This window comes from Streptomyces sp. NPDC050388 (assembly GCF_040655635.1).
Classification (GTDB): Bacteria; Actinomycetota; Actinomycetes; order Streptomycetales; family Streptomycetaceae; genus Streptomyces.
In genome coordinates this window covers 44,552-70,403 of record NZ_JBFAKH010000015.1, presented here as the reverse complement: position 1 = coordinate 70,403, position 25,852 = coordinate 44,552, and the positions used below count along the sequence as shown (strand labels likewise).

22 protein-coding genes are annotated in these 25,852 nt (G+C 71.8%); 5 read left to right on the top strand and 17 right to left on the bottom strand.

Annotation, left to right across the window (positions count from 1 at the left end):
• Nucleotides 1–13: 13 nt before the first annotated feature.
• The 4 genes from AB0I73_RS11395 to AB0I73_RS11380 all read right to left on the bottom strand — a co-directional run bounded on the left by AB0I73_RS11395 (nucleotide 14) and on the right by AB0I73_RS11380 (nucleotide 3,775).
• Entirely contained in the window at nucleotides 14–238 is a 225-nt protein-coding gene (locus AB0I73_RS11395; RefSeq protein ID WP_363036107.1) for a hypothetical protein, read from the bottom strand.
• Nucleotides 235–1,302: an aromatic ring-hydroxylating dioxygenase subunit alpha gene (locus AB0I73_RS11390; protein ID WP_363036105.1), complete on the bottom strand. Its 1,068-nt coding sequence runs from the start codon at nucleotides 1,300–1,302 to the stop codon at nucleotides 235–237. The genes AB0I73_RS11395 and AB0I73_RS11390 overlap by 4 nt, the downstream gene beginning before the upstream one ends.
• 36 nt (nucleotides 1,303–1,338) lie before the next feature.
• Complete coding sequence (locus AB0I73_RS11385; RefSeq protein ID WP_363036103.1) at nucleotides 1,339–2,700, bottom strand: MFS transporter; 1,362 nt, start codon at nucleotides 2,698–2,700, stop codon at nucleotides 1,339–1,341.
• A gap of 232 nt (nucleotides 2,701–2,932) precedes the next feature.
• Entirely contained in the window at nucleotides 2,933–3,775 is an 843-nt protein-coding gene (locus tag AB0I73_RS11380) for an IclR family transcriptional regulator (protein ID WP_363036101.1), read from the bottom strand.
• Between the two features lie 373 nt (nucleotides 3,776–4,148).
• On the opposite strand from AB0I73_RS11380, the gene AB0I73_RS11375 reads away from it, so the two are divergent.
• Both AB0I73_RS11375 and AB0I73_RS11370 read left to right on the top strand, forming a co-directional pair.
• Entirely contained in the window at nucleotides 4,149–5,084 is a 936-nt protein-coding gene (locus AB0I73_RS11375; protein ID WP_363036099.1) for a PDR/VanB family oxidoreductase, read from the top strand.
• A 29-nt stretch (nucleotides 5,085–5,113) separates the two neighbouring features.
• Nucleotides 5,114–6,328: a cytochrome P450 gene (locus AB0I73_RS11370; RefSeq protein WP_363036097.1), complete on the top strand. Its 1,215-nt coding sequence runs from the start codon at nucleotides 5,114–5,116 to the stop codon at nucleotides 6,326–6,328.
• A 162-nt stretch (nucleotides 6,329–6,490) separates the two neighbouring features.
• Here AB0I73_RS11370 and AB0I73_RS11365 read toward each other — a convergent pair whose 3' ends face one another.
• The 3 genes from AB0I73_RS11365 to AB0I73_RS11355 form a co-directional block, all read right to left on the bottom strand.
• On the bottom strand, nucleotides 6,491–8,119 hold the full coding sequence (locus tag AB0I73_RS11365) for an alpha/beta fold hydrolase (protein ID WP_363036095.1): 1,629 nt from the start codon (nucleotides 8,117–8,119) through the stop codon (nucleotides 6,491–6,493).
• A gap of 398 nt (nucleotides 8,120–8,517) precedes the next feature.
• On the bottom strand, nucleotides 8,518–9,003 hold the full coding sequence (locus tag AB0I73_RS11360; RefSeq protein ID WP_363036093.1) for a GNAT family N-acetyltransferase: 486 nt from the start codon (nucleotides 9,001–9,003) through the stop codon (nucleotides 8,518–8,520).
• 46 nt (nucleotides 9,004–9,049) lie between these two features.
• A complete protein-coding gene (locus AB0I73_RS11355) occupies nucleotides 9,050–10,108 on the bottom strand; it encodes an alpha/beta hydrolase family protein (protein ID WP_363036202.1) in 1,059 nt (352 codons plus the stop codon).
• 731 nt (nucleotides 10,109–10,839) lie between these two features.
• On the opposite strand from AB0I73_RS11355, the gene AB0I73_RS11350 reads away from it, so the two are divergent.
• Entirely contained in the window at nucleotides 10,840–11,913 is a 1,074-nt protein-coding gene (locus tag AB0I73_RS11350; protein ID WP_363036091.1) for a hypothetical protein, read from the top strand.
• A 314-nt stretch (nucleotides 11,914–12,227) separates the two neighbouring features.
• Entirely contained in the window at nucleotides 12,228–12,728 is a 501-nt protein-coding gene (locus AB0I73_RS11345; protein WP_363036089.1) for a hypothetical protein, read from the top strand.
• Here the strand turns inward: AB0I73_RS11345 and AB0I73_RS11340 are convergent.
• The 5 genes from AB0I73_RS11340 to AB0I73_RS11320 form a co-directional block, all read right to left on the bottom strand.
• Nucleotides 12,661–12,906 carry a hypothetical protein gene (locus AB0I73_RS11340; protein WP_363036087.1) on the bottom strand — a complete coding sequence of 82 codons (246 nt, stop codon included), beginning with the start codon at nucleotides 12,904–12,906 and terminating at the stop codon, nucleotides 12,661–12,663. The genes AB0I73_RS11345 and AB0I73_RS11340 overlap by 68 nt on opposite strands.
• Before the next feature lie 196 nt (nucleotides 12,907–13,102).
• Nucleotides 13,103–14,461: a GH1 family beta-glucosidase gene (locus AB0I73_RS11335; RefSeq protein WP_363036085.1), complete on the bottom strand. Its 1,359-nt coding sequence runs from the start codon at nucleotides 14,459–14,461 to the stop codon at nucleotides 13,103–13,105.
• A gap of 106 nt (nucleotides 14,462–14,567) precedes the next feature.
• Complete coding sequence (locus AB0I73_RS11330) at nucleotides 14,568–15,407, bottom strand: carbohydrate ABC transporter permease (RefSeq protein WP_363036201.1); 840 nt, start codon at nucleotides 15,405–15,407, stop codon at nucleotides 14,568–14,570.
• 28 nt (nucleotides 15,408–15,435) lie between these two features.
• On the bottom strand, nucleotides 15,436–16,425 hold the full coding sequence (locus tag AB0I73_RS11325) for a sugar ABC transporter permease (protein ID WP_363036083.1): 990 nt from the start codon (nucleotides 16,423–16,425) through the stop codon (nucleotides 15,436–15,438).
• Nucleotides 16,426–16,439: 14 nt separating this feature from the next.
• Complete coding sequence (locus AB0I73_RS11320; protein WP_363036081.1) at nucleotides 16,440–17,756, bottom strand: sugar ABC transporter substrate-binding protein; 1,317 nt, start codon at nucleotides 17,754–17,756, stop codon at nucleotides 16,440–16,442.
• 241 nt (nucleotides 17,757–17,997) lie between these two features.
• Here AB0I73_RS11320 and AB0I73_RS11315 point away from each other — a divergent pair, with 241 nt between their 5' ends.
• A complete protein-coding gene (locus tag AB0I73_RS11315) occupies nucleotides 17,998–19,821 on the top strand; it encodes a coagulation factor 5/8 type domain-containing protein (protein WP_363036079.1) in 1,824 nt (607 codons plus the stop codon).
• 190 nt (nucleotides 19,822–20,011) lie between these two features.
• Here AB0I73_RS11315 and AB0I73_RS11310 read toward each other — a convergent pair whose 3' ends face one another.
• The 5 genes from AB0I73_RS11310 to fusA all read right to left on the bottom strand — a co-directional run bounded on the left by AB0I73_RS11310 (nucleotide 20,012) and on the right by fusA (nucleotide 25,671).
• The gene (locus tag AB0I73_RS11310; RefSeq protein WP_363036078.1) at nucleotides 20,012–20,803 is read right to left on the bottom strand and encodes an ABC transporter permease; all 792 of its coding nucleotides are present in this window, start codon (nucleotides 20,801–20,803) and stop codon (nucleotides 20,012–20,014) included.
• Nucleotides 20,800–21,816: an ATP-binding cassette domain-containing protein gene (locus AB0I73_RS11305; RefSeq protein ID WP_363036076.1), complete on the bottom strand. Its 1,017-nt coding sequence runs from the start codon at nucleotides 21,814–21,816 to the stop codon at nucleotides 20,800–20,802. The genes AB0I73_RS11310 and AB0I73_RS11305 overlap by 4 nt, the downstream gene beginning before the upstream one ends.
• 66 nt (nucleotides 21,817–21,882) lie before the next feature.
• On the bottom strand, nucleotides 21,883–22,725 hold the full coding sequence (locus AB0I73_RS11300; protein ID WP_363036074.1) for a DUF4097 family beta strand repeat-containing protein: 843 nt from the start codon (nucleotides 22,723–22,725) through the stop codon (nucleotides 21,883–21,885).
• An 82-nt stretch (nucleotides 22,726–22,807) separates the two neighbouring features.
• On the bottom strand, nucleotides 22,808–23,320 hold the full coding sequence (locus AB0I73_RS11295) for a hypothetical protein (protein ID WP_363036072.1): 513 nt from the start codon (nucleotides 23,318–23,320) through the stop codon (nucleotides 22,808–22,810).
• A gap of 284 nt (nucleotides 23,321–23,604) precedes the next feature.
• A complete protein-coding gene (fusA, locus tag AB0I73_RS11290) occupies nucleotides 23,605–25,671 on the bottom strand; it encodes an elongation factor G (protein ID WP_363036070.1) in 2,067 nt (688 codons plus the stop codon).
• Between the last annotated feature and the right edge of the window lie 181 nt (nucleotides 25,672–25,852).

Here is a 25,852-nt window from a genome sequence, read left to right as displayed (position 1 = left end):
GGTACTTCCTCCGTCAGGCGAGGGCGGGCTCGGGCGTCCCGGCGGGCGGGGGCGTCGCGGCGGCGGGCGGGCGGTGCCCCTCGGGGTGGGCGAGCAGCCAGTCCCACAGTTCCACCGGGTCCTCGAACTCGCGCTCGGCGCCGCAGTGGCAGACGGCGAGCAACCGGTCGGTGCCGAGGACCCAGTGGATGCGGTGGACGCCACCGCCGGTGAGCGCCGGGGGATGCAGCGGGCTCATCGGGACGCCGCCGCCGGACGGTCCTGGTCCGCTCCTTCGGCGGCCAGGCGGGCGAGGATCCGGCGCGCGGCGAGGCCGCCGGTGTCGATGTTGACGGACAGCTCCTGGTAGCCGTCCTGCTCGGTGTCGAGCGCCTTCTGCAGCACGTTGAGCGCGACCACGTCCTGCAGGACCACGGTGCGGTTGTTCTCCCGCAGGAAGTCGGAGACCTCCTGGTCCCCCGGTGCGAAGTCCCGGGCCACCGCCCAGAAGTCGTACGTGGTCTTCTCGGTGGACGGGGTGATGGCGTAGACGACCTCGACGTGGAAGGCGTGCGGATCGCTGCCGTCCGGGTTCGGCCCCGGCGCGCCGACGGGGGCGATCCGGGAGTGCAGGAGGTAGAGGCACGGGGCGTGGTACTCGATGTCCTGCCAGCGGGTGATGCGTCCGGTGATCCCGGTGGACGTGGCGTAGAACGGGGGGCATTCGGCGTCGTCCATGTGCCGGCTGACGTAGACGATGCCGGCCCGGTCGTCCACCTCGGTGGTGATGGGGGTCTCGGCGACCTCCGGGGTACCGATGTACCCGCCGTGCAGATACGTCTCGTGGGAGAGGTCCAGCAGGTTGTCGACCAGCAGCCCGTAGTCGCTGTCGATGGTCTCCATGCCGGACACGACGGTGTAGTCGGGCGAGTCCATCCACGGGGCGCGCGGCGGCAGGGTGGTGCCGGGTTCGCGGTCCCCGATCCACACCCACACGAAGGCGTCCTGTTCGAGGACCGGGTAGGTGGCCAGCCGGGCCGTGCGGGGGATGCGCTGCTGGCCGGGTACGGACACGCACACGCCGTCGGTGCCGTACGTGAAGCCGTGGTAGCCGCAGACCACGCGGTCGCCGTCGAGGCGGCTCGGCTTCTCCGAGAGCGGGAAGCGGCGGTGCACGCAGCGGTCCGCCATGGCGACCGGGCGGCCGTCCTCGGTCCGGTAGAGCAGGATCGGCTCGCCGAGGACGGTGCGGCCGAGCAGTTCGCGGCCGACCTCGTGGGCGTAGGCGGCCACGTACCACTGGTTGCGGACGAAAGCGGTCACGGTGTTTCTCCTTACGGGCGCGATGGCCGGTCGGGGTCAGGGGGCGTCGCCGACGGCGACGGCGGGGGCGGGGGCGGCCGGGCGGGCTCCGGTCGCGCGGGACGGGCGCAGCGCCAGGACGACGATGCCGGCCGCGACGAAGATCGAGCCCACGGCGAGGTAGAGGCTCTGCGGGCTCCAGCCGGTGTCCAGCAGGGCACCGGCGGCGGTGGGCGCCACGATCGATCCGACGCGGCCGACGGCGAGCGCGCAGCCGATGCCGGTGGCGCGCACGGACGCGTCGTAGACGACGGGGTTCAGGGCGTACAGGCCGGCCACACAGCCGTTGGCGAACACGCCGATGAGGGCGCCGAGGGTGAGGGCCGCCCACAGGGCGGAGGTGGAGAGGATGAAGCCGGACAGCAGGACGGCGGTGAGGATCAGGTAGGCGGTCAGCACGTGGCGGAGCTGGAACCGGGAGGCGAGGGCGCCGAGCGCCGCCGCGCCGAAGATGCCGCCGAGGTTGAGCAGGGTGCCGCCGGTCAGGCCCTGGGCGCTGGAGAGTCCCGCTTCGATCAGCAGGGTCGGTGTCCAGCTGGTGACGAAGTAGAAGCCGGACATGACCAGGAAGAACGCGGACCACAGCAGCACCGTGGAGCGGCGCAGCGGACCGGCGAGCAGCTGCCGGAATCCGGCGGTGACCGAGGCGGAGGGCTGCTCGGTGGTCTCGGGCAGCCGGGACTGCGTGGGCAGCCCCATGCGGCGGGCCAGCGCGTTGACCCGCTCCAGCGCGCCCTTGGGCCTGCGGGTCAGCAGGAAGTCCAGCGATTCGGGCAGGGTGGCCCAGGCCAGTGGTACGACCGCGGCGGTGGCGACCCCGCCCGCCAGGAAGACCGACCGCCAGCCGAAGCGGTCGACCATGCCGACGGCGAGCAGCCCGCCGAGGGTGGCGCCGATGGCGTAGCCGGTGGAGTTCAGGCTGACGGCCAGGCCCCGCCAGCGGCGCGAGGCGTACTCGCCGGACAGGACGTTGCTGCAGGCAAGGACGCCACCGATGCCGACGCCGGTCAGTACGCGGAGCACCCCGAGCTGCGTGGCGGACTGGGCGGCGGCCGAGAGCAGCATGCCGACGGCGGCGACGCCGAGACAGCCGAGCACGACCGGGCGGCGGCCCACGCGGTCGGCCCACGGCGCGAGGCCGAGCGCGCCGAGCGCCATGCCGACCAGTCCGGCGCTGAGCAGCAGGCCGAGCTGGGAGGACGACAGTCCCCATTCGGCGGAGACGCTCTTGCCGGTGAAGGCCATCACCAGCACGTCGAAACCGTCGAGGACGTTGAGCAGGACGCAGACCACGATCACGCGCCACTGGAAGCGGCTCATCGCCCCCTCGTCGAGGGCGTCGCGCAGCGGGCGGTTCACCGCGCGGCTCCGGCGCGTGAACGGGTGGGGAAACGATCCATGACAGCACTCCGTTGTCGACTGCTGGGACACGGACCGCCCCGCCCGCGGAAGGACGCGGCTCGGTCTGCTCCCGGTGGGCGGGGCGGCTGGTGCGGTCATCCTGGGCGCGGGTCCCCGGTCCGGTCAGGGCCTTTCCCGGATGCCGGGAAACAATTCCCGCCCCGGCCCGGTACGGCGGGGCCGCGCGGGGTCAGGGGGCCGTCCGGCCCGGCCGGGCGGGCACCGGGCCCGGCCGGGTGAGCGCCCGTGAGATCGCCCGGGCGCTGGCGCACACCAGCGGCGCGAGCTCGTGCGCCGAGCGGCTGCCGTGCCGCACGACCAGCGACACGGCCGCGGCCACCTCGTCCCCCGGCCCGTACACCGGCGCGGCCACCGACAAGGCGTCCATCGTGACCTGACGGTCGCTCACGGAGTAGCCGTCGCGGCGGACGGCGGCGAGCATCCGGCGCAGTGTGTGCGCGTCGGTCACGGTCCGCCGGGTGAACCGGTGGAACGGGCCGGCCAGTACCTTCTCCTGCACGTCGAGCGACGCGTGGGCCAGCAGGACCAGGCCGCCCCCGGTGACGGTCAGCGCGAACCGCCCGCCCACCCGGGTGAGCACCGGCACCGCCCCGGTGCCCGCGATCCGCTCCACGAACACCAGCTCGTCGCCCTCGCGCACGGCGAGTTGCACGTTCTCGCGGGTGATCTGCGACATGTCCTCCATGAACGGCAGGGCACTCTCCCGCAGTCCCTGCCCGCGCGGAGCCAGCGCTCCCACCTCCCACAGCCGCAGCCCGATGCGGTACCGGCCGTCCTCGCCCCGTTCCAGCGCGCCCCAGCCGATCAGTTCGCCGAGCATCCGGTGCACGGTCGACGTGGGCAGGTCCGAGCGCCGTGCCAGCTCGCTCAGCGTCATCGCCGGATGGTCGGCGTCGAACGCCTCGAGGATGCGGAACGCCCGGGCCAGCACCGGACCGGTGCCGGTCCCGGCGCAGCGCGCCCCGGCCCGGTCGTCAGCGGTCTTCGCGCGCGTCATCGCCTGCACTGTCACGCTCACCCACCTTTCTTTCCACCGCTCGGATCCCGCCGGTGGCGGGATCCGAGCGGACTACGGCTCCGCCCGAGTGTCGGAGAAGTCGTGCGATACGTCGAGGGGCGGCCCGTCACGCGCCGGGGTCGGGAGGGCCGGGGAGCCGCGTCACCGACCGGGCCCTGCGGTGACGGGTGCGGAACGCCCCGGTGACGGACACGGGAAGTCCGCCTCTCACTGGATGAGAACGCCGTCGCCGCGGTCGCGTCCTGCCGAGCATCCTGCCTGCAACCCAGAGACGGGAGGCGACAACGTGGTCGGAAACAACGCGGTTGCTCGTGGCGCGCGACGTGCCGCCGGGGCACGGTCGGCGCCGGGCGGCGCGGGGAGCGCGGTGACCCTGGAGGTCGCGGCCAAGGAGCCGGTGGCCGACGGAGTCGCCGCCCTCACTCTCGTGCATCCGGGGGGAGCACGCCTCCCTGACTGGACGCCGGGCTCTCACATCGATCTGGTCCTGCCGAACGGAACGACCCGGCAGTACTCGCTGTGCGGTGACCGGTGGGACGCCCACACCTACCGGATCGCGGTGCTGCGGGAGCCCGGGGGGCGGGGCGGATCCGCCTTCGTGCACGACCGCCTGCGCGCGGGTGACCGGGTCGGGGTGGGCGGACCGCGCAACCACTTTCCGCTGGTGCCCTCGCGGAGCTACCTGTTCGTCGCGGGCGGCATCGGGATCACGCCGCTGCTGCCGATGGTCCGTCAGGCCGAGATGACCGGAGCGGACTGGCAGTTGCTGTACGGGGGCCGCACCCGGGCGTCCATGGCGTTTCGCGACGAACTCGTCGCGGTGTACGGCGACCGGGTCCACGTCGTGCCGCAGGACGAGCGCGGACTGCTCGACCTCGACGCGTGGCTCGGCACGCCGCGGCCGGACACGAAGGTGTACTGCTGCGGTCCCGGCCCGCTGCTGAACGCGGTGGAGGCCGCCTGTTCCCCGTGGCCACCGCACGCTCTGCGCACCGAGCGGTTCACCGCCGGCGACCGGCGGGCCGCGGTCCGCGACACGGCCTTCGAGGTCGAACTGCGGCGCTCCGGACGCACCGTCACGGTCACGCCCGGCGTGTCCGTGCTGGAGGCGGTGCGCGGCGCCGGTGCGGAGGTGCTCTCGTCGTGCGGGCAGGGCACCTGCGGCACCTGCCTGACGCCGGTCCTCGAGGGGCGCCCCGACCACCGGGACGCGATCCTCGCCGACCACGAGCGCGCCGCGAACGACTGCATGTTCCCGTGCGTGTCCCGATCCTGCGACGACCGTCTGGTGCTCGACCTGTGAACACGTCCCCTGCGTCCTGTGGAGCCCCCATGACCGAGGAACTCGAACGCGATGTCCTGCCGCCCGTCAGCGACGTGGACCCGTTCGCCCCCGATGTCCTGCTCGACCCGGAACCGATGCACCACGTCCTGCGCGAGGCCGGCCCCGTGGTGCGTCTGTCGCGCTACGGCGTCCACGCCCTGGCCCGTTACGAGCAGGTGCACGCCGCCCTGGTGGACTGGCAGCGTTTCGAGTCGGGAGCGGGCGTCGGTCTGACCAACTTCCGCCACGAGAAGCCGTGGCGGCCGCCCAGCCTGCTGCTGGAGGCCGATCCGCCCGCGCACGACGCCCCGCGCCGTGTGCTGCGGGAGATCCTGGCGCCGCCCGCGCTGCGCCGCCTGCGCGAGTCCTGGATCGCGACGGCCGAGGAGCTGGTCGACCGGGTGCTGGCCCAGGGGCCGGAGGTGGACGCCTTCGCTGCCCTGGCGAAGGACTTCCCGCTGCGGGTGTTCCCCGACGCGGTCGGCCTCGGGCCCGACGGGCGGGAGCATCTGCTGCCCTACGGCAACATGGCCTTCAACGCCTTCGGCCCGGTCAACGACCTGGTCACGGCCGACGCGCACCGCGTGGCCGAGCTGTCGGCCCGGGTGAACGCCCAGTGCGCGCGCGAGGCACTGGGCGAGGACGGGTTCGGGGCCCGGATCTGGGCCGCCGCCGACCGCGGGGACCTCACCTACGAGCAGGCACCGCTGGTGGTGCGTTCGCTGCTCACGGCGGGGGTCGACACCACCGTGCACGGTCTGGCGGCCGCCCTGCACGCCTTCGCCACCCATCCCGAGCAGTGGCGGCTCCTGCGGGAGCGGCCCGAGGCGGCGCGCATCGCCTTCGACGAGGCGGTCCGCTGGCAGTCGCCGGTGCAGACGTTCTTCCGCACCGCCACCACCGATGTCCGCATCGCCGGCACCGTCGTCCCCGAGGGGACGAAGATCCTCATGTTCCTCGGGGCCGCGAACCGCGATCCGGCCCGCTGGGACGCCCCGGACCGCTTCGACCTCACCCGTGATCCGTCCGGCCACGTCGGTTTCGGCATGGGCATCCACCAGTGCGTCGGGCAGCATGTGGCACGTCTGGAAGCGGAAGCACTGCTGACCGCCCTGGCCCGTCGCGTCCGCCGGATCGAGCCGGCCGGCCCGCCCCGCCGCCATCCCAACAACACCCTGCGTTCCTGGGTCTCTCTGCCCGTGCGTCTCCTCCCTGACGGCTGACCGGCTGGTCGCGCCGCCCGGCCGACGTCGCCGGGCGGCAGGAACCACAGCCGGCGACTCCGGATGCCCGCGCCCGGACCCCGCGCCCGGGTCCGGACCCCGCTCCCGGGCCCGGGCGCGGGCTCGTCGCCGGCCCGTGCCGGAGCGGGGGTCGTGACCGGTTCAGGAGACGGCGCCGGCCGTCCCGCCGCCGCCGGTGGTGACGCCACCGATCGGCTTGGGCGCGGAGAAGGGAGGCGTGTCCTGCCGGCACGTCGTTCCGACCGGCGGGAGGGTGCCGTCGATCAGGTAGCGGCTCTCGTGTGCCTTGACGCAGCTGCTGGGGTTGATCAACGCGGTGTGCCCGTAGCCGTCGTTGGTGAGCAGACGGGCGTCGGCCAGTTCTTCGACCATGGCCTGCGCGTTCGAGTAGGGAGTGGCGGGGTCGTAGACGGTACCGACCACCAGGACGGGGTGTGCCGTCGGCTTGTTCCACGGACCGCGATAACGGTCGGCGGCGACCGCGGGCCAGGCGGCGCACCCCGCGGCGGCCCAGGTCCAGAAGCGTCCGGCGTCGCCCGCACGAGCGGCGCTGTCCTCCTCCATGGCGTGGTAGACACCGGGGTCACGCGGGTTGGGGCTGTCGCCGCAGAGCACCGCGGCACCCTGTTCCTGGCCCAGGTACGGGTTCGGGTTCGGGACCGCCGGCGGGGGCGGGAGCGGGGCCGACTCCGGGACGCGGCCCCGCCACAGGTCCTGCAGCCGGCCGGCGAGGTCCGTCCACCCCGGGTGGACGACGTAGAGGCTGCTCACCGCGTCGGCGACCGTGCCGGCGTAGGTCCACGCGCCCACGGGCTGCTTCCGGAGCCGCTGCATCAGCTGGTCGAACTTGGCCCGCGTCGCTTTCGGGCTGCCGGCGGAGAAGGCGCAGTGGGCGGTGGTGGTGGCCCCGCACAGGGCGAGGAACCCGTCCAGGGTCGCTGCCGCGCTGCGGTCCGAGCCCATGCGCAGGAACGTCGTGAGCCGGGGGTCGTCGGACGCGTGATTCGTCCAGGCCTGCGGGTCGATGCCGCTGTCGAGGACCATGGCGCGGACCTTGCCCGGGAAGAGGTTGGCGTAGGTGGCGCCCAGGATCGTGCCGTAGGAGATCCCCTGGTAGGTGAGGTGCGACTCCCCCACCGCCTGGCGGAGCAGATCGAGGTCGCGGGCGGTGTCGGTGGTCGACACGTGGCGCAGCAGCTCGGGGTCACGCTGCTCACAGCGCCGGGCCAGGTCCTTGTACGCGGCGGTGAAGGCCGCCCGTTCCTTCTCGCCCACCGGGAAGCCCGCCGGTTTGCCCGCGTTCCATTCGGCGGCCTCCTCAAGACTGGCGAAGCAGTTCACCGCGGTGCTGCTGCCGACTCCCCGGGGGTCCCAGCTGACGATGTCGAACCGCTCCCGCACCTCGCGCGGGAACTTCTCGTAGTTCTGCGGCATCTGCACCGTTCCGGGACCGCCGGGGCCGCCGGGGTTGAAGAAGAGGGTGCCGATGCGCCGGCCGGGGCCGGTCGCCTTCCTTTTGACGACCGCCAGTTCGAGGAGGCGGCCACCCGGTCTGTCGTGGTCCAGCGGCACCTTCGCGGTCGCGCAGTCGAACTCGCCGCCTCGAACGCAGGGGCTCCAGTCCAGCTGCGGGACGGGTACCGAAGGTGCGGGCGTGCCACCGGTCACGGCGAGGTCCTGGCCGGTCAGTACGGTCGAGCAGGTCACCAGCGCGGTGATGAGCGCGGCAGGGCGTCTGCGGCCCGCTGTGAATCGGCGTATGAGGGGCATGGGCATACTCCGTTCGTGGTTCTCCGTGGCTGAGCGCCCCGGGCCACCGGTGCCCTGGCCGCGGTGCGCGTCCGGGTCCACGACACAGCGGTCCGTCGGTGCGCGTCCGGGTCCACGACACAGCGGTCCGTCGGTGCGCGCGCGGCGATGCCGCCGAACGGCCCAACCGCCGCGCGCCGGCCCGGCACGCGGTGGTAAGCAGCACCGATCCGCTTGGGCCGGCGGCCCACCCGCCGGTGCGCGACGGCGGGCCGCTGCCCGAGAGCGGTCCGGGCGCGGCACGGACCACCTCCACACCGGTGAGCGGCTCGCCGTCGCCCGGCGGCGGACGATGGTCTGTCCGGCTTCCGTCGACTGGCTCAGTGCGCCCGCCGAGGGCTTCCGGTCGTCCTGGAGGGTCAGGCGGCGGCCGATCCGCTGCTCAGCGCGGCCACGACCTCCTCGTCCTCGAACTCTCCGGTGGGCGTGAAGCCCAGCGACGCGTACAGGCGAGCGGCGGGGGTGTTCTCCGGGTGGTAGGAGAGCCGGATCTCGCGGCAGGACGGCAGTGCTGCGAGGCGTCGCACCAGGACGCGCATCGTGGCGCGGCCCACGCCCTTGCCCTGCTCGGCGGCGTCGACGACCATGCCGCCGATCCAGTGGGTGCCGTCCTCCTCGTCGTACGCCCACATGACATGGCCCACGACCTCGCCACCGGCCCGGACCGCGAGGGAGTTCCAGGTTCCGTCCCGCAGGGAGAGCAGCAGATAGCGTGCCCCGAGGGCTGCCACGAACCGGCGCTGGTCGTCGGCGGGGGCCACGTCGGCGACGTCGCGCCAGTTCTCGTCCGTGATCTCCTCGAGCACCACGCACCGGCCCTGGCGGTCGGCGTCTTCCTTCGTCATCAACCCTGTTCTTTCGCTCGAGTGGGACGGCCCCGGGCGGGCCTGGTCAGCCGTCGACGTGGTCGACCCGTAGGGCGCCGAGCAGTATAGGGAGCGACGCGTGCAGTTCGCGTTCCCAGTACGCCCAGCCGTGGGTGCCCGGTCCGTAGAAGTGGGTGGTGAGGTGCTTCGCGCCGACGCGTTCCAACTCGGCGGCGAGGGCGTGGTTCTGCCGGTTGAAGTCGGCCTCGAGCGCGCTGGTGCGGCCCGGCGGGTCCAGCGGGCCGGTGGTGCCGTCGCCGCACGACAGGTACACGGGGATCGACCGGAGCCGCTCGGCCAGGTGGAACGGGTCGTGGGCCTGCCAGATGCGGCGCTGCGCGACCGGGTCGCCCCAGACCCGCAGCGGGTCGTCGCCCTGGCCGGCGAAGAAGCCCATGATGCGGTCGACCGACTCGTCGTTCAGGAGCGGGTGGGCGGAACCGGAGTACGCGGCGGTCGCCTTGAACATGCCGGGGTTCCGTGCGGCGTACTGCAGGGCGCCCTGGCCTCCCATGGACAGGCCGGCCACGACGCGGTCGGCGCCGGCGCCCCAGTCACGCTCCAGGAGGTGTCGCAGCTCCACGGTGTGGAACGTCTCCCAGGCCGGGTCGCCGCCCCGGCCGTGGTTCCACCAGTCGCTGTACCAGCCGTTCCAGCCCGCCTCCGGCATCACCACGAGCACGTCGCGCAGGCTGTCGGTCTGCGCGACGTCGGTCATCGCGGTCCACGAGGTGTAGTCGCCGCAGCAGCCGTGCAGCAGCCAGAGGGTCGGCCAGTGCTGCCGGCGTCGCGCGTCCGGGTTCCAGCCGTCGGGGGTGAGCAGGCGGACCTCGACCGTCCGGCCGCCCAGAGCCTGCGAGCGCACCGACAGATCGACCTGCCGGTCGGCGACCCGGGTGACCGCGACGACCTCGGCGCCTCGGGGCGACCCGGAACGCGACGTGTCCGTCGCCGCCTGGACACCGGTGACGGGAGATCCCGTCGGTGGGACGGCGGCGAGTGCCGGAGCGGTGGGGGCGAGGGTGAGCAGCAGTACGGCGAGGATGAGGGAAACACGGGCTCGAAGGGTCAGGACGGCGGTCACGGTCGCGATCACGGCGGCTCCCTGCGGGTTCGGTTCGTCGCTGACGGCCCGTCGTTGCACGCTGCATGAGTATCGGCGGGTTCCGCCTCACGTCAAGGTCCACGACCAGCACGCGCGGAACGGCCTGGGAGCTGTGGCCTTGCGGCCGATGACGTGATCGGGCCGGACACGGGGCCGTCCCGACCCGGGACGGGGCACCCGACCCGTGTCGTGTCCGTCTGTGCGCCGTGCCGGACGGACTGCCCGGCACGGCGGCCATGTCTCGGGCGCGGACTCCGTTGACTTGATCGACCAGGTACGTTCCCATGGCCGCGAGCACGAACTCCGGCTTCTGGGCACGCGCGTACCCCTCGCCCGTCCAGGAGACGATCCACATCGGCTCGTGTTCCTCATTGACGCCACCGTCATGTGCACCGGACCCGGTCTGCCGACAGGCTCCTTCGGCAGGCTCCGACGATCCGGACGGCAACTCCCCCTCGATCACGCGTGCGGCAACCCCTGCGACCTGGCTGGTCGGCCGCCTGCGAGTTGTTCCACCGTCTCCGCGTCCTCTTCGCAGTCCGGTCGCCGGGAACGCGTTTGCGAGGCGTGTCGCCGACGGGTGATACTCCGTTCCTCCCCCACGCGTCCCAGTTGTGCGTCTCTCCTGTGAAGGACTTTGCCCGATGGCTGTGTTCGTGTGCGCACAAGGCGCCATGGTGGTTGTGATCCTGCAGGACGGTGCGTGACTCGTGGAGATCGCTCGCATCGTCGTCCTCGGGCTCGCGACAGCAGCCGGGATCGTCTACTACCGCCGTTTCATGGCAGGTCCCTCCCCCTCCGGGCGCTCCTCCCGGAGGGCTGAAGCGCTGGGCTTCCTCCCGCGATCCGGGCAGAACACCCAGCAGGCTGCTCACGACCCCGAGTTGGAGCGGGCGAGGGCCGCGGCCGCCCGTGGCCGTTGGGAGCCGGCGGCGCAGTTGCTGGCCCGGACCAGGGAACAGCGCGACTGGGCGCGCCGCTCGTACTGCGCCGACGCGCTGGGCTCGCACCGGGCCGCCCACCCGGACAGCTGGCTGCACGCGTGGGAAGCGGCGGCCGGAGCGGACGACCCGGACGTGGCGCTGGTGCGGGCGGAAGCGACGGTCTCCCTGGCCTGGCATCTGCGGGGCGGTGGCTGGGCGCAGGACACCAGTCGGGACCAGTTCGCGGGGTTCCACAGCACATTGGTCCGCGCGCCGCAGGAGAACGCGCGCGCCGCGGCGCTGAACCCGGACGACCCCTCGCCGTACATCGCGGAGATCTGGGCCGCACTGGGCCTGGGCTACTCGCACGAGGACATGCGGCGGATCTGGAAGGAGATCACCGCCCGGGACCCGCACCACTACCGCGCGCACTGCGCGGCGCTCCAGTACTGGTGCGCGAAGTGGCGTGGCTCGGAGGAGCTGGCCGTGTCCTTCGCACGCGAGGCCGCGGCCAAGGCGCCGCCCGGCAGCCTGCTCACCGCGCTGCCGCTGATCACGTGGTACGAGCACCAGGACGACGCCGCGAAGCCGGCCGACTTTCGTGCGCCCTACCTGGTCGCCCTGGTCGACGCGGCCCTGGCGGACGTGGCCGCAGCCCCGCCGGACCATCCGGACAGGGCGGCCGTACGGCACCTGCTGGCCTACTTCCTGACCCGACAGGGCCGCCACCACGCGGCGTTGGAGCAGTTCCGGCTGGTCGACGGCTATGTGGACGCCATGCCGTGGAGGTACTGGGACGACCCGGCCGCCGTGTACTGCCTCTGGCGGAACCGGGCCATCAAGGGGGCGGGGCTGATCTGACCGCCGACAGGTCTCCACGGCCGCAAGTACGCCATCGACGCCGCCCTGGCCACCGCCGCCCTGCGACTGCCGGGGCCGGTCCCCGTCTTCACCTCCGACCAGGACGACCTGCGCAAGCTGTGCGGCGACCGCGTGGTGGTCATGGGACTGCGACGGTTCGGCGCACGGCAACCGATCATGCCCACCAACTCGTCGGTGTGCAGGAGGCAGTCGTCCGGGTCGAGCCCCATCGCCTCGCGCTCGGGCGACGCTCGGTACAGGGCGCTTGCTTCCTCCCAAGTGCGACGGCTGACGGGTGACGGGAACGGTGCGTCATGGCGTCTGACTTGGACTGGGAAAGCGGCGAGGGGCTGCTGGGGCTGGATGACCCCGAGGAGTGGGATGCCGCGTTCGAGCGCGGCGAAAATCATCTCGGCACAGCGGCGATCGGGTTGGCCTTCAACTGTTCGCTGGAGGAGGCGTCGCCACGCGTTGCCAGGGCGATGCGGTTGCCGGACGTCGCTCAGCGCGGGTTCGCGTTCACCGCGGCGGGCACCGCGGCCCGGCTCAACGGGAGACTGACGCCGGAGCTGTACGCCGCGCTGCGGGCGGAAGGTCCCGGCCGCAGGAGCATCGCCGGGAACGCCGTCGACGACACCCTCGACCACGTGCCGTTCCGGCAGCTGCCGCTGTGGCTCAAGTGGTGGAAGGTCGCGTCAAAGGTGCAGGACAAACTGGAGACCTGGCGACTGGAGTCCGCCTACGCGGTCAGTGACGCCCGGCGGGCCCTGCGCGGCCGGGGCCGACGTCCGCGTTCTCGCTGCCGGAGGCGGTGACGGCGGACGGGTCGGCCGCGTACGCGGTGGCCGCGTGGTCGGTGTCCCACGCGGCGGCCGCCACTGCCGGTCGCTCGGCCTGCGCGGCACTCGCCGGGACGGCGAGTGCCGGACCGGCGGAGAGGACGGCTGCTGTGGTGAGGGCGGTCAGGAGGGTGCGGGGGGTGCGGGATGGCATACGGCTCTCCTTGGGGAGGGTGGGGGCGCCGGCTCCCTTGCTGACGTGCACCGGTACGGACGGTGGTACGTGAACGGCGTGTACGTGCACGGCGTGTACGTGGAGGGCGTGCGCACGGTATGCAAGCAGGAACGCGGGTGGCTCCGGTGGGCGCGCGGTTCCGCGTTCGCGCCCACCGGGGCCGCGGCGAGTGCCGCTAGGCCGCGTGCCGCGCCCGGCCCCCGTGGCCACGGATGATGTCCGCGTACCGGTGGCCGGAGCCCTTGATGGTGCGGGTCTGGGTGGCGTAGTCGACGTGGACGAGGCCGAAGCGCTTGTCGTAGCCGTACGCCCACTCGAAGTTGTCCAGCAGCGACCAGGCGAAGTAGCCGGCGAGCGGAGCGCCCTTGCGGGCGGCGGACGCGCAGGCGGCCAGGTGCTGTTCCAGGTAGTCCTGGCGTTCCGGATCGTCGATCGTGCCGTCGGGACGGACCACGTCCGGGAAGGCGGAGCCGTTCTCGGTGACGTAGAGCTTGCGTGCGCCGTAGTCGTTCGTCAGGCGGAGCAGCAGCGTCTCGATGCCGCTCGCGTCGATCTCCCAGTCCATGCCGGTGCGCGGGACGTCGGCGCGGCGCACGAAGGCGGCGTGCGGTGCCGGGCCGTCGGGATCGGCCGCCACCACCTGGGGAAAGTAGTAGTTGAGGCCGAGCCAGTCGAGCGGGGCCGCGATGGCCTCCGAGTCTCCTGGTTTCTCCGGGAGTTCCACTCCGTAGAGCTCGCGCATGTCCTGGGGGAAGCCGCGGCCGTGGATCGGGTCCAGCCACCAGCGGTTGGTGTGGCCGTCCATGCGGACGGCGGCCGCCCGGTCCTCGGGGCTGTCGGTGGCGGCATGGATCGTGGAGAGGTTGTTGACGATGCCCACCCGGGCGTCCGGGGCGGCGGCGCGGATCGCCCGCGCGGCGAGGCCGTGGCCCAGCAGCAGGTGGTAGGAGGCGCGGACAGCCGCCGTCAGGTCGGTCAGGCCCGGTGCCATCCTGCCTTCCAGGTGGCCGATCCAGGCCGAGCACAGGGGCTCGTTGAGGGTGGCCCAGTGGTGCACGCGGTCGCCGAGGCGTTCGGCGACCGCCGCCGCGTACGCGGCGAAGTGCTCGGCGGTGTCGCGCTCCGGCCAGCCGCCGCGGTCCTGGAGGACCTGCGGCAGGTCCCAGTGGTAGAGGGTGACGGACGGGGTGATGCCCGCCTCGAGCAGGCCGTCGGTCACCTGGTCGTAGAAGTCGAGACCCTTGGCGTTGACCGGGCCGTCGCCGCCGGGGACGACCCGGGGCCAGGCGATGGACAGGCGGTAGGCGTTGGTGCCGAGGCGGCGCATCAGGTCGATGTCCTCGCGCCAGCGGTGGTAGTGGTCGCAGGCGGTGTCGCCGTGGTCGCCGTGGTCGATGGTGCCGGGGGTGTGCGCGAAGGTGTCCCAGATCGACGGCGAGCGGCCGTCCTCGGCCACGGCTCCTTCGACCTGGTAGGCCGAGGTGGCCGTGCCCCACAGGAAGTCGTGCGGGAGGGCGGCGTAGTCGATGGTCACAGAAGTCCCTTCGATGTCGGGTGCGTTGACCCGTCAGACGCGTTGATCCGACAGGCGTGTCGGGCCGTCAGGTGTGTCGGCTCGTCAGGTGTGCCGGTCCGGTGTGTCACTTGACGGCTCCTGCCGTCAGGCCTGCGACGAGGTAGCGCTGCAGCAGCAGGAAGCCCGCGACCACGGGGACGCTCACCACGAGCGAGGCCGCCATGATCTGGTTCCAGTAGACGTCGTTGAGGGTGGAGTAGCCCTGGAGTCCCACGGCGAGGGTGCGGGTGGTGTCGTTGGTCATCACCGACGCGAAGAGCACTTCGCCCCAGGCCGTCATGAAGGCGTAGACGGCGACCGCGACGATGCCGGGGACCGCGGCCGGCACGACGACCCGGAAGAGCGCGCCGAGCGGACCGCAGCCGTCGACCAGCGCGGCCTCGTCCAGGTCCCGCGGGACCGAGTCGAAGTAGCCGATCAGCATCCAGACGGAGAACGGGAGGGAGAACGTCAGGTACGTCAGGATCAGGCCGCCGCGCGAGCCGAACAGGGCGATGCCCGTGGCGTTGCCGATGTTGACGTAGATGAGGAACAGCGGGAGGAGGAAGAGGATGCCGGGGAACATCTGCGTCGACAGCACGGTCACCGTGAAGACGCGCTTGCCGCGGAAGCTGTGGCGGCTCACCGCGTAGGCGGAGAAGACCGCGATCACCACCGAGCAGACGGTCGCCGCGCCCGCCACGATCAGCGAGTTCACGAAGTACCGGGCGAGCGGGACGGTGGACCAGATGTCGATGTACGGGCGGATCGTCAACTCGCTCGGCAGCCAGCGGAACCCGCCGGTGACGTCCGCGAGCGGCTTCAGCGAGCTGGAGATCATGACGTACACCGGGATCAGCACGAAGCCGGTGAGCAGGGTGAGGAAGATCCGCCGGGACCAGAGGAAGGAGCGGGGCGGCGCCATCGGGGAGGCGGCCGTCGTCCTCGGTGAACTAGGCATGTGACGGCCTCCGTCGGCGCGAGGTGAGGACGAGGTACACGCCTGTCACGACGAGCAGGAACAGCAGGAGCAGGACGGACATGGCGGAGCCGGTGCCGAAGTTCCAGGTGACGAAGGACGCCTGGTAGATGTGGACCGAGATGAGGTCCGCGGCCTCGGGGGCGGCCTTGCCGAACAGGACGAACGGGGTGTTGAAGTCGTTGAACGTCCACAGGAACAGGACCAGCACCAGGACCTGGTTGACCGGGCGCAGCGACGGCAGGGTGATGCGGCGGACCTGTTGGATCATCCCGGCGCCGTCCAGCGCGGCGGCCTCGTACAGCTCGCGGGGGATGTTCTGCAGGCCGGCCATGACGATCAGGAAGGCGAACGGCCAGCCCTTCCACACGGACACCGTCAGCAGCGCGAAGAAGCTGTTGTCGCCGATCAGCCAGAAGGACGGCTTGTCGGTGAGGCCGAGCTGATCGTGCAGGACGTGGTTCACCAGGCCGTTGTCGTGCTGGAACATGAACACCCAGGTGATGACGGCGGCGTAGACCGGCAGCGCGTACGGCACCAGGAACAGGGCGCGCAGCAGGCCTCGGCCGCGGAAGGCGTCCTGCAGGTAGATCGCGGCGGCGGTGCCGAGGAGCCAGCACAGGCCGACCGACAACACGGTGAAGGCGACGGTGACGAAGAAGGAATGGAGCAGGGCCGCGCCGACGGGGGCGTCGAAGTCCACCGACACCTTGTAATTGTCGAGGGCGGCCCACGGGGCGGTGCCCCAGTCGCGGATGTAGAACTGGGTGAGCTCCTTGAAGCTCATGACGATGCCGATCACCATCGGCACCAGGTGGACCAGGAGTTCGAGGAGCAGCGCGGGCAGCAGGAGCAGGTACGGCAGTCCGATGCGGCGGATCCGCCCGGGGCGGCGGCGGGGGCCGCGCGCCGCACCGGGGGACGTATTCCGCACGGCGGCCTCCGCGGGGACAGTGGCGGTCATGGCGGTGTCGTGACTCACTTCTCGGGCATCTGCTGCTGGGCCTTGGTGAGTGCGGCCTCGACCGAGCCGGTGGTCACCTCACGGCCTCCGGCGGCGTCGGCGAACAGGTCCTTGATCGCCGTTCCGACGGCGGTCTCGAACTGGGACTCGTCGGGGACCTGCGGCAGCGCCACGGCACTGTTGGCGAGGGTGTCCTTCAGGACGGCGTTGGCCGGGGAGTTGAAGGCGGCGTCCTCCTGGGCGGCCCTGACCGGCGGGATGGAGCTGTAGGCCGTGTTGAGGATCTTCTGCTCGGCGTCGCTCGTCATGAACTTCACGAACTCGGTGGCGCCGTCGAGGTTGTCGCTGTCCTTGAAGACGGCCAGGTTGATGCCGGCGACCATCGAGTTGACCTGCTTGCCCGCGCCCGGGGTGCCGGACTGCACGGGCACCGGCGCGATGCCGTAGTCGTCCTCGCTCATCCCCTGGGACGCGAGGTTGGCGGACGCGGACTGCCACAGCAGCATCGCCGTCCTGCCCTTGGCGAAGTCGCTCACGGACTGGTTCTGGGCGTACTCGGCGTTGCCCGGGGCGATGATCTTGTCCTTGGCCATCAGGTCGACGTACTGCTTGACCGCGGTGACCGCACCGTCGCTGGTGAAGTCGGGCTTGCCGTCGGGGGTGAAGAAGTCGGCGCCGTGCTGCTTGGCGAAGACGAAGGCGTGGTGGATGTTCTCGGAGGGGTTCGAACCCTCCATGCCGATCCCCCACTTGCCGCCCTCGGACACCTTCTTGCCGACGGCGACCAGCTCGTCCCAGGTGGCGGGCGGGGCGTCGACACCCGCGTCGGCGAGCATCTGCTTGTTGTAGTAGAGGGCGTACGCCATCGAGTACAGCGGGACGGCGGCCGGGTCCTGGCCCTCGGTGCCGGTGGAGCCGAGCGCGGAGTCGACGAAGCGGTCCTTGCCGCCGATCCTGTCGAAGTTCTTCGCGTCCCACGGCAGCAGCGCGCCCGTCGCCTGGAGCGAGGCGGACCAGGTGTTGCCGATGTTGAGCACGTCCGGGCCCTGGCCGGAGGTGGTCGCGGTGAGGATCCGGTTGAGCAGGTCGGACCAGGGCACGACCTCGAGCTTGACCTTGATGCCGGTCTGCTTCTCGAACTTGTCCAGTTCGGGCTGGAGCACCTTCTTGTCGATCTCGATGCCGGCGCCCTGGTTGGAGGCCCAGTAAGTGAGCTCCTTGGGCGAGTCGCCGGACCCACCCCCCGTGCTCGAACCGCCTCCGCAGGCCGAGGCGGCGAGTGCGAGGGACAGGATGACGGCGCCGGTGGCCGCGGCTCGAATACTGCGCATGGCTCCTGATGTGCCTTTCCGGGTGTGGGAAGGGAGTGGAGAAGGATGGCGGGGCGGCGACTCATGGCTTAATTTAGGACGTGAGTTAAACCCTCTGAAGGCGGCACGTCAAGGGTTTTGACGGAGTCACCCAACTCTCGCCGAGCCTCTTGACGCATCTGTTCCACGGATGAACCATCAGCGGCGAGAGAGCGCTCCCACCTCCCCCACACCGTTCACTTCCTGAACCAGGAGAGCCCCCATGATCTCCGACTCCCCCTCCGCCCAGCCGTCCTCCGACGACCCCCGTGCCGCCGTCCGACGCCGGGCCGTCCTCGGAGCCGCGGCCGCCGCGCCCGTGCTGGCGGCGCTGCCCACCACCGCCTCCGCCGCACCGGCCGCCCCCTCCCCCGCGGTGCACCCCGGGAAGCCGCGCCGGCTGCGGGCCGGCGGCGACCTCGGTCCGAACGTGATCGTCTTCGACCCGTCCACGCCGGGCATCCAGGCGAAGCTGGACGAGGTGTTCGCCCGGCAGGAATCGGCCCAGTTCGGCCCGGGCCGCTACCAGTTCCTGTTCAAGCCGGGCACCTACCACGGGCTCAACGCCCAACTCGGTTTCTACACCTCGCTCTCGGGCCTCGGCCTCTCCCCCGACGACACCACCATCAACGGCGACGTGACGGTCGACGCCGGCTGGTTCGACGGCAACGCCACCCAGAACTTCTGGCGTTCGGCGGAGAACCTGGCCCTCGTCCCGGTCAACGGCACCAACCGCTGGGCGGTCGCCCAGGCCGCCCCCTTCCGCCGGATGCACATACGCGGCGGCCTCAACCTCGCGCCCGCCGGCTACGGCTGGGCCAGCGGCGGCTACATCGCCGACAGCCGGATCGACGGAGTGGTCGGCCCGTACTCGCAGCAGCAGTGGTACACCCGGGACAGTTCGGTCGGCGGCTGGACCAACGCCGTGTGGAACATGGTGTTCTCGGGGGTCCAGGGCGCCCCCGCGCAGAGCTTCCCGGAACCGCCCTACACCACGCTCGACCGGACGCCGATCTCCCGCGAGAAGCCGTTCCTGTACCTGGCCGGCGCCGACTACCGCGTGTTCCTGCCCGCACTGCGCCGCGACGCACGCGGTGTCACCTGGGGCAACGGCACCCCGCGCGGCACCTCCCTGGCCCTGGACCGTTTCTACGTGGCGAAGCCCGGCGACTCCGCCGCCACCCTCAACCAGGCACTCGACCAGGGCCTCAACCTGCTCCTGACACCGGGCATTTACCACGTCGACCAGCCGGTCCGGGTCAACCGCGCGGGCACGGTCGTCCTCGGCCTCGGCTACGCCACCCTGATCCCCGACAACGGCGTCACCGCCCTGAAGGTCGCCGACGTCGACGGGGTACGGCTGGCCGGCTTCCTCGTCGACGCCGGACCGGTCAACTCCCCCACCCTGGTGGAGATCGGCCCGAACGGCGCCTCCCGTGACCACTCGGCCGACCCGATCACCGTCCAGGACGTGTTCATCCGGATCGGCGGCGCGGGCCCCGGCAAGGCGACCACCAGCATGGTGGTCAACGCCCGGCACACCATCGTCGACCACACCTGGATCTGGCGCGCCGACCACGGCGAGGGCGTCGGCTGGGAGACCAACCGCTGCGACTACGGCGTCGTCGTCAACGGCCACGACGTGCTCGCCACCGGCCTGTTCGTCGAACACTTCAACAAGTACGACGTGCAGTGGAACGGCGAGCGCGGGCGCACGATCTTCTTCCAGAACGAGAAGGCCTACGACGCGCCGAACCAGGCCGCCGTCCAGAACGGCTCGATCAAGGGCTACGCCGCGTACAAGGTCGGCGACCACGTCACCACCCACGAGGGCTGGGGCATGGGGAGTTACTGCTACTACAACGTCAACCCGTCGATCGTGCAGCACCACGGCTTCGCCGCCCCGAACCGCCCGGGGGTCCGCTTCCACCACCTCCTGGTCGTGTCGCTCAGCGGCCACGGGCAGTACGAGTGCGTCATCAACGACACGGGTTCGCCGACGTCGGGGACCAGCACCGTGCCGTCGAAGGTGGTCTCCTACCCCTGACCCCGGTACGCGGTGCGCGCTCCGACCGGAACCGCCGGTCGGAGCGCGCACCGTGACAGCGCCGGTTGCGGACGCGGCGACCGGCTCGCCACGGACACGAACGGGCTTACCGACGACTCCGAGGCGGTGTCGGAGTGCGCCGCCCCCGGGCGGGACGAGTTGCGGAAGGCGGTCCGTGCCGGCATGGCGGTCACTTCGGGTCGCGGTTGAACTTCGAGGTCGACCAGAAGTAACCGATCACCGCGAGGCCCAGGCACCAGACGACCGCGAGCCACCCGTGGTGGCCGATCTCGCTGCCGAGCAGCAGGCCCCGGAGGGTTTCGATGGCGGGCGTGAACGGCTGGTACTCGGCGACCGGCTGGAACCAGCCGGGCATGGCGTCGACCGGGACGAAGGCGCTGGAGAGGAGCGGCAGCAGGATCATCGGCATCGCGTTGTTGCCGGCGGCCTCGGCGTTCGGGCTGACCAGGCCCATGCCGACCGCGATCCAGGTGAGCGCCGTGGCGAAGAGCACCAGCAGCCCGAACGCCGCCAGCCACTCCAGGACGCCGGCTCCCGTGGACCGGAAGCCGATGGCCACGGCGACGGCACCCACGAGGACCACGCTCGCGATCGACTGCAGCACGCTGCCGACGACGTGCCCGACGAGCACCGAACCGCGGTGGATCGCCATCGTGCGGAAGCGGGCGATGATGCCCTCGGTCATGTCGTTGGCGACGGAGACCGCGGTCCCGATCACAGTGGAGCCGATGGTCATCAGCAGCAGGCCCGGGACGATGTACGCGATGTACTCGGAGCGGTCCGGACCGCCGCCCCCGATGCCCGCGCTCATCACGTCGCCGAAGACGTAGACGAAGAGCAACAGCAGCATGACCGGCGTGAGCAGCAGGTTCAGAGTGAGGGACGGATAGCGCCGGGCGTGCAGGAGGTTGCGGCGCAGCATCGTGGACGAGTCGCGCACGGCGAGGGAGAGGGAGCTCATCGGACATCCTCCTTGGGCTGGTCGGACTGGTCGGGCCGACTCGGCACGGTGGAGCCGGTCAGGGCGAAGAACACGTCGTCGAGGTCGGGGGTGTGCACGGTCAGCTCGTCCGCCTCGATGCCGGCCGAGTCCAGCCGGTCGAGGAGGGAGCGCAGCTCGCGCTGGCTGCCGTCGCTGGGGATCCGCAGCGCGAGCGCCTCGTCGTCCCGGGTCACCTCGCTCAGCGCGAGGGCAGCGGACCGGTAGGCGGCCGGGTCGGTGAAGCGGAGCCGGACGTGTCCGCCGGGGATCATCCGCTTCAGCTCCTCGGCGGTGCCCTCGGCGGCGATCCTGCCGTCGTTCAGCACCGCGATACGGTCGGCGAGCTCGTCGGCCTCCTCCAGGTACTGGGTGGTGAGGAAGACGGTGACGCCGCCGGTGACGAGTTCGCGGATGATCTGCCACATGGTGTGGCGGGAGCGCGGGTCGAGGCCGGTGGTCGGCTCGTCGAGGAAGATGATCCGCGGGTCGTCGACGAGGGTCATGGCGATGTCGAGGCGGCGTTTCATGCCGCCCGAGTAGCTCTGGGCGGGCTTCTTCGCGGCATCGACGAGGTCGAACCTCTCCAGTAACTCGGCGGTGACCCGCCGACCCTCGCGTCTGGGCAGGTGGTGCAGGTCCGCCATGAGGAGCATGTTCTCCTCGCCGGTGATCAGCCCGTCGACGGCGGAGAACTGTCCGGTGACGCCGATCGCGGCACGCACGGCCTGCGGGTCGGCGACGAGGTCGTGGCCCGCGACCCGGGCCTGCCCGCCGTCGGCGGCGATGAGCGTGGACAGGATCTTCACGGCGGTGGTCTTGCCGGCGCCGTTCGGCCCGAGCAGCGCGAACACGGACCCGGCAGGGATGCTCAGATCGATGCCGTCGAGGACGGTCTTGTCGCCGTACGACTTGCGCAGACCGACGGCGGAGACGGCGGCCGGCGACGGGTGACCTTCACCCTTTCTGGATGCGGGCATGACAACAGAAGGCATGAGCCCTCCCATTCGAAAGCTGAAGTGGCTTGGCGGGGGTGCGAGTTGAGACCGGCTCTTCCGGGGTCAGGCCTTGGCTCGGCGGATGTCGATGTTGCCGTACCGGGTGCGGGCGCGGACCTTGACGGTGTCCTCGGTCTCCTCCGGGGTCGCGGACGCGGTGAGCGTGTTGCGTACCTGGCCGGATTCCGAGCTGACGTCGAGCCAGGCGGCCGTGCCCTCGCGGACGCCGACCTCGATGGCGCCGTAGGAGGTCTCCAACTGGACCGTGCCGCAGGCCACTTCGCCCACACGCAGGGTGCCGTGGGCGGTGGTGGCGGTGACCGAGTCCTCGGCGCGCCGGATCTCGATGTCGCCGTTGGCGCCGCTCACCCGCAGTTCACCGGTCGCGGCGCCCACGGTCGTGGTGCCGTGCGAGTTCTTCAGGACGGCGGGGCCGTCGAGGAGACCGACGCGCAGGCTGCCGGAGCTGGTGGCGATCTCGGCCATGCCCTCGACCCGGTCCACGGTGATCGAACCGTGCGACGCGGTCAGCTTCAGCGGGCCGGTCGCGTCGAGGCGGACGTCGCCGGACGAGGTCTTCACGCGAACCTCGCCGAGCCGGTCCTCACCGAGCACCTGAACCCAGGAACCGGTCACGTCGACGTGCGAGCCCGTGGGCAGTTCGACCGCCACGTCGACGGTGCCGGTGCGGCCGAACAGATGGGACTTGGGCGTCCTGAGAGCCAGGACACCGTTCGCGTACGTGACCTGGGTCTGGGCGGCTGTCCGCACGTCCAGCTCCTTCTTCGGGTCGCGGGGCCGCACCTCGACGTCGGTGTCGGGGCGGTCGCCCGCGGTGAACCGGATGGAACCGGCGTCCACGTGTGCGGTGACCGAGATCGGTTCGGGAGTGTCGAAAGAAGGCATGGCTGTCCCGTCCTCTTGGGTCTTCAGAACGTCCCCGCTGGTGGGACGCGGTGTGGGTGAAGTGGTGCGGGCGGGGGTGCGGCTAGCGCACCCAGCCCGTGAAGCTCTGTCCGATGGTCCGGGTCCTCTCCGTCGGCCGCGGCCGCGTACCGCCGTCGACCGCGGCCGACACGGCCCGCACCAGCCACGCGTTGACCGACAGGCCCTCGCGGCCCGCGGCCTCCTCGGCGCGTGCCTTGAGGTGGGCCGGCAGACGCAGATTGACGCGGGCGGTCCCGCCCTCGTCGCCCTCGGCGGGCGCCTGCGCCCTGAGCGGTTCGACGGGCGCGGCCGGCTCCACGGGGCCGCCGACGGGCGGCGGCGTCACCACGAAGTCGGGGTCCAGCCCGCGCAGCCGTACGTCGACCGAGCCGGGGGCGAGTTCGCGGGTGATCTCGTCCATCGCGGCGGAGAGCACGTTGAGCAGGGTCAGGCGGGTCGCCGACTCCAGCGGAGCGGTGAGCCGTTCGGCCAGCTCGCGGGCGTCCTCCCCACCGGCTTCGGCGGCCACCGCGAGTTCACGGCGGAGGGTTTCGACATACGGAGTGAGGTCCATGGCGCCATGGTGGCACCATTGAGGCGCCACGCGCAAGCCAAATGGCAGCACCTCTGGTCCGACATGTGAAGCAGCCGTTTCACCTGGAGAAACGCCCTGATTCCTACCTGATTGATTGCGGCTCCATGCTTACTCATACGCCCTTGAGAGCATGGGATGGTGCCGCTTGGCGCCGAACGGCGCCAAGCGGCACCATCCGGCGCCACACCGACTGCAGAGGTTGCCGGCCTCAAGCACCCACCGTCGGCCACCGTCCTGTCCGCAGGCGCGGGCCGGTGTTGCGATTACCGTGCCGGGAGGGGTGCCGGTGCGTAGCCGGTGGGCCGGGTGGTGAAGGTGCCGCGGCCCTGGGTGCGGCTGCGCAACCGGGTCGCGTAGCCGAACAGTTCGGCCAGCGGCACCGTCGCGATGACGACGGTGCCGCCCGGCCGGGTGGCCGAGCCGGTCACCCGGCCGCGGCGCGCGGCCAGATCGCCGAGCACCCCGCCCACCGCGTTCTCGGGCACGGTGACGGTGGCCTCCACCACCGGTTCCAGCAGCACCATCGCGCAGGCCCGCAGGGCCTGCCGCAGACCGAGCCGGCCGGCGGTGCGGAAGGCGGTGTCCGAGGAGTCCTTCACATGGGTCGCCCCGTCGGTGAGCGTGACGCGCAGACCGGTCACCGGATGACCGCCCGACGGCCCCTCGGCCAGGGCGTCCCGGCAGCCGGCCTCGACCGCACGGACGTACTCCTGCGGCACGCGCCCGCCGACCACGGCCGAGCGGAACTCGAACCCGGTGCCCGGCGTGCCCGGGGTGCCCAGCGGCTCGACGTCGAGCACGACGTGGGCGAACTGGCCCGCCCCGCCATCCTGTTTGACGTGCCGGAAGACGAACCCGGACACCCCGCGGCCGACGGTTTCCCGGTGACTGACCCGGGGACGGCCCACGTTGACGGCCGTCCCGTGATCGCGCCGGATCTTCTCCACCGCGACCTCCAGATGCAGCTCACCCATGCCGGACAGCACCGTCTGACCGGTCTCCGAGTCGGCCCGTGCCACCAGCGAGGGGTCCTCCTCGACGAGCCGCGCGAGTGCCGACGCCAGACGTCCGGTGTCGGTGCCCCGGAGCGCCTCGAGCGCCACGGACACGACGGGCTCGGCGACACCTGGGGGCTCCAGGACCAGCGGAGCGGAAGGTGCGCACAGGGTCGCTCCGGCACGGGCGGACTTCAGCCCGACCACGGCGACGATGTCCCCGGCGACCGCCCGGTCCAGCGGGGCGTGCCGGTCGGCCCGGACCCGCAGGATGCGGCCGATGCGCTCGGTGCGGCGGGCGGTCGCGTCCCACACGGTGTCTCCCCTCTCGATCGTTCCCGAGTACAGGCGCAGGTAGGTCAGTCGCCCGGTGGACGTGGCGTTCACCTTGAACGCGAGGGCGGCGAACGGCGCCTCCGGGTCGGCGGGACGGTCCTGCACACCGGTGCCGTCCTCGCGCGTCCCGCGCACGGGCGGCACGTCGAGCGGGGACGGAAGGTAGGCGAGGACGGCGTCCAGCAGCGGTTCGACGCCCCGGTTGCGGTACGCCGAGCCGCACAGCACGACGACACCCTCGCCGCTGCGGGTGAGGTCGCGCAGGGCGGAGGTGAGCGTACGGGCGCTGAGCGCGCCCGTGTCGCAGAACTCCTCCAGCGCGCCCGGATGCAGTTCGGCGACGGCCTCCTCCAGCGTCCGGCGCCGACGGCGGGCCTCCTCCCGCAGGTCGTCCGGCACGGGGCCGTCGTGGGCCGTCGTACCGTCGTCGGTCCAGGTCAGCGCCCGCATGCGGATCAGGTCGACGACACCGGTGAAGGCGCCCTCGGCACCGATCGGCAACTGGACCACCAGGGGCGAGGGGTGCAGCCGCTCGCGGATCGAGGCGACGGCGGCGTCCAGTTCGGCACCGGCCCGGTCCATCTTGTTGACGAACGCGATGCGCGGCACGCCGTGCCGGTCGGCCTGCCGCCACACCGACTCGCTCTGCGGCTCCACGCCGGCGATCGCGTCGAACACCGCGACCGCGCCGTCAAGTACGCGCAGCGAGCGCTCGACCTCGTCGGCGAAGTCCACGTGCCCGGGGGTGTCGATCAGGTTGATGCGGTGACCGTCCCAGGCGCAGCTGACGGCGGCGGCGAAGATCGTGATGCCCCGGTCGCGCTCCTGCGGGTCGAAGTCGGTGACAGTGGTGCCGTCGTGCACCTCGCCCCGCTGGTGCGTGGTGCCGGTGGCGTACAGGATCCGCTCGGTGACGGTGGTCTTGCCGGCGTCGACGTGGGCGAGGACGCCGAGGTTGCGGACGGCGGCGAGGGGGTCGGTGTGCAGGGGGTTGCGCATGGCCCGTGGCCTTTCGGTGCTCTGTGACAGGGCAGCGCGATTCCCGGACGAGACCCACAGCCGGGCGACGGGGGCACATGAGTACCCGAAAGCCTTCAAGGAAAGCGGAATTGACCGCCCGTCAATGGTCAGGTCTCGTCACGGCATCCGGTACCGGCCGCGCAGCGGGCACCGGACGGCC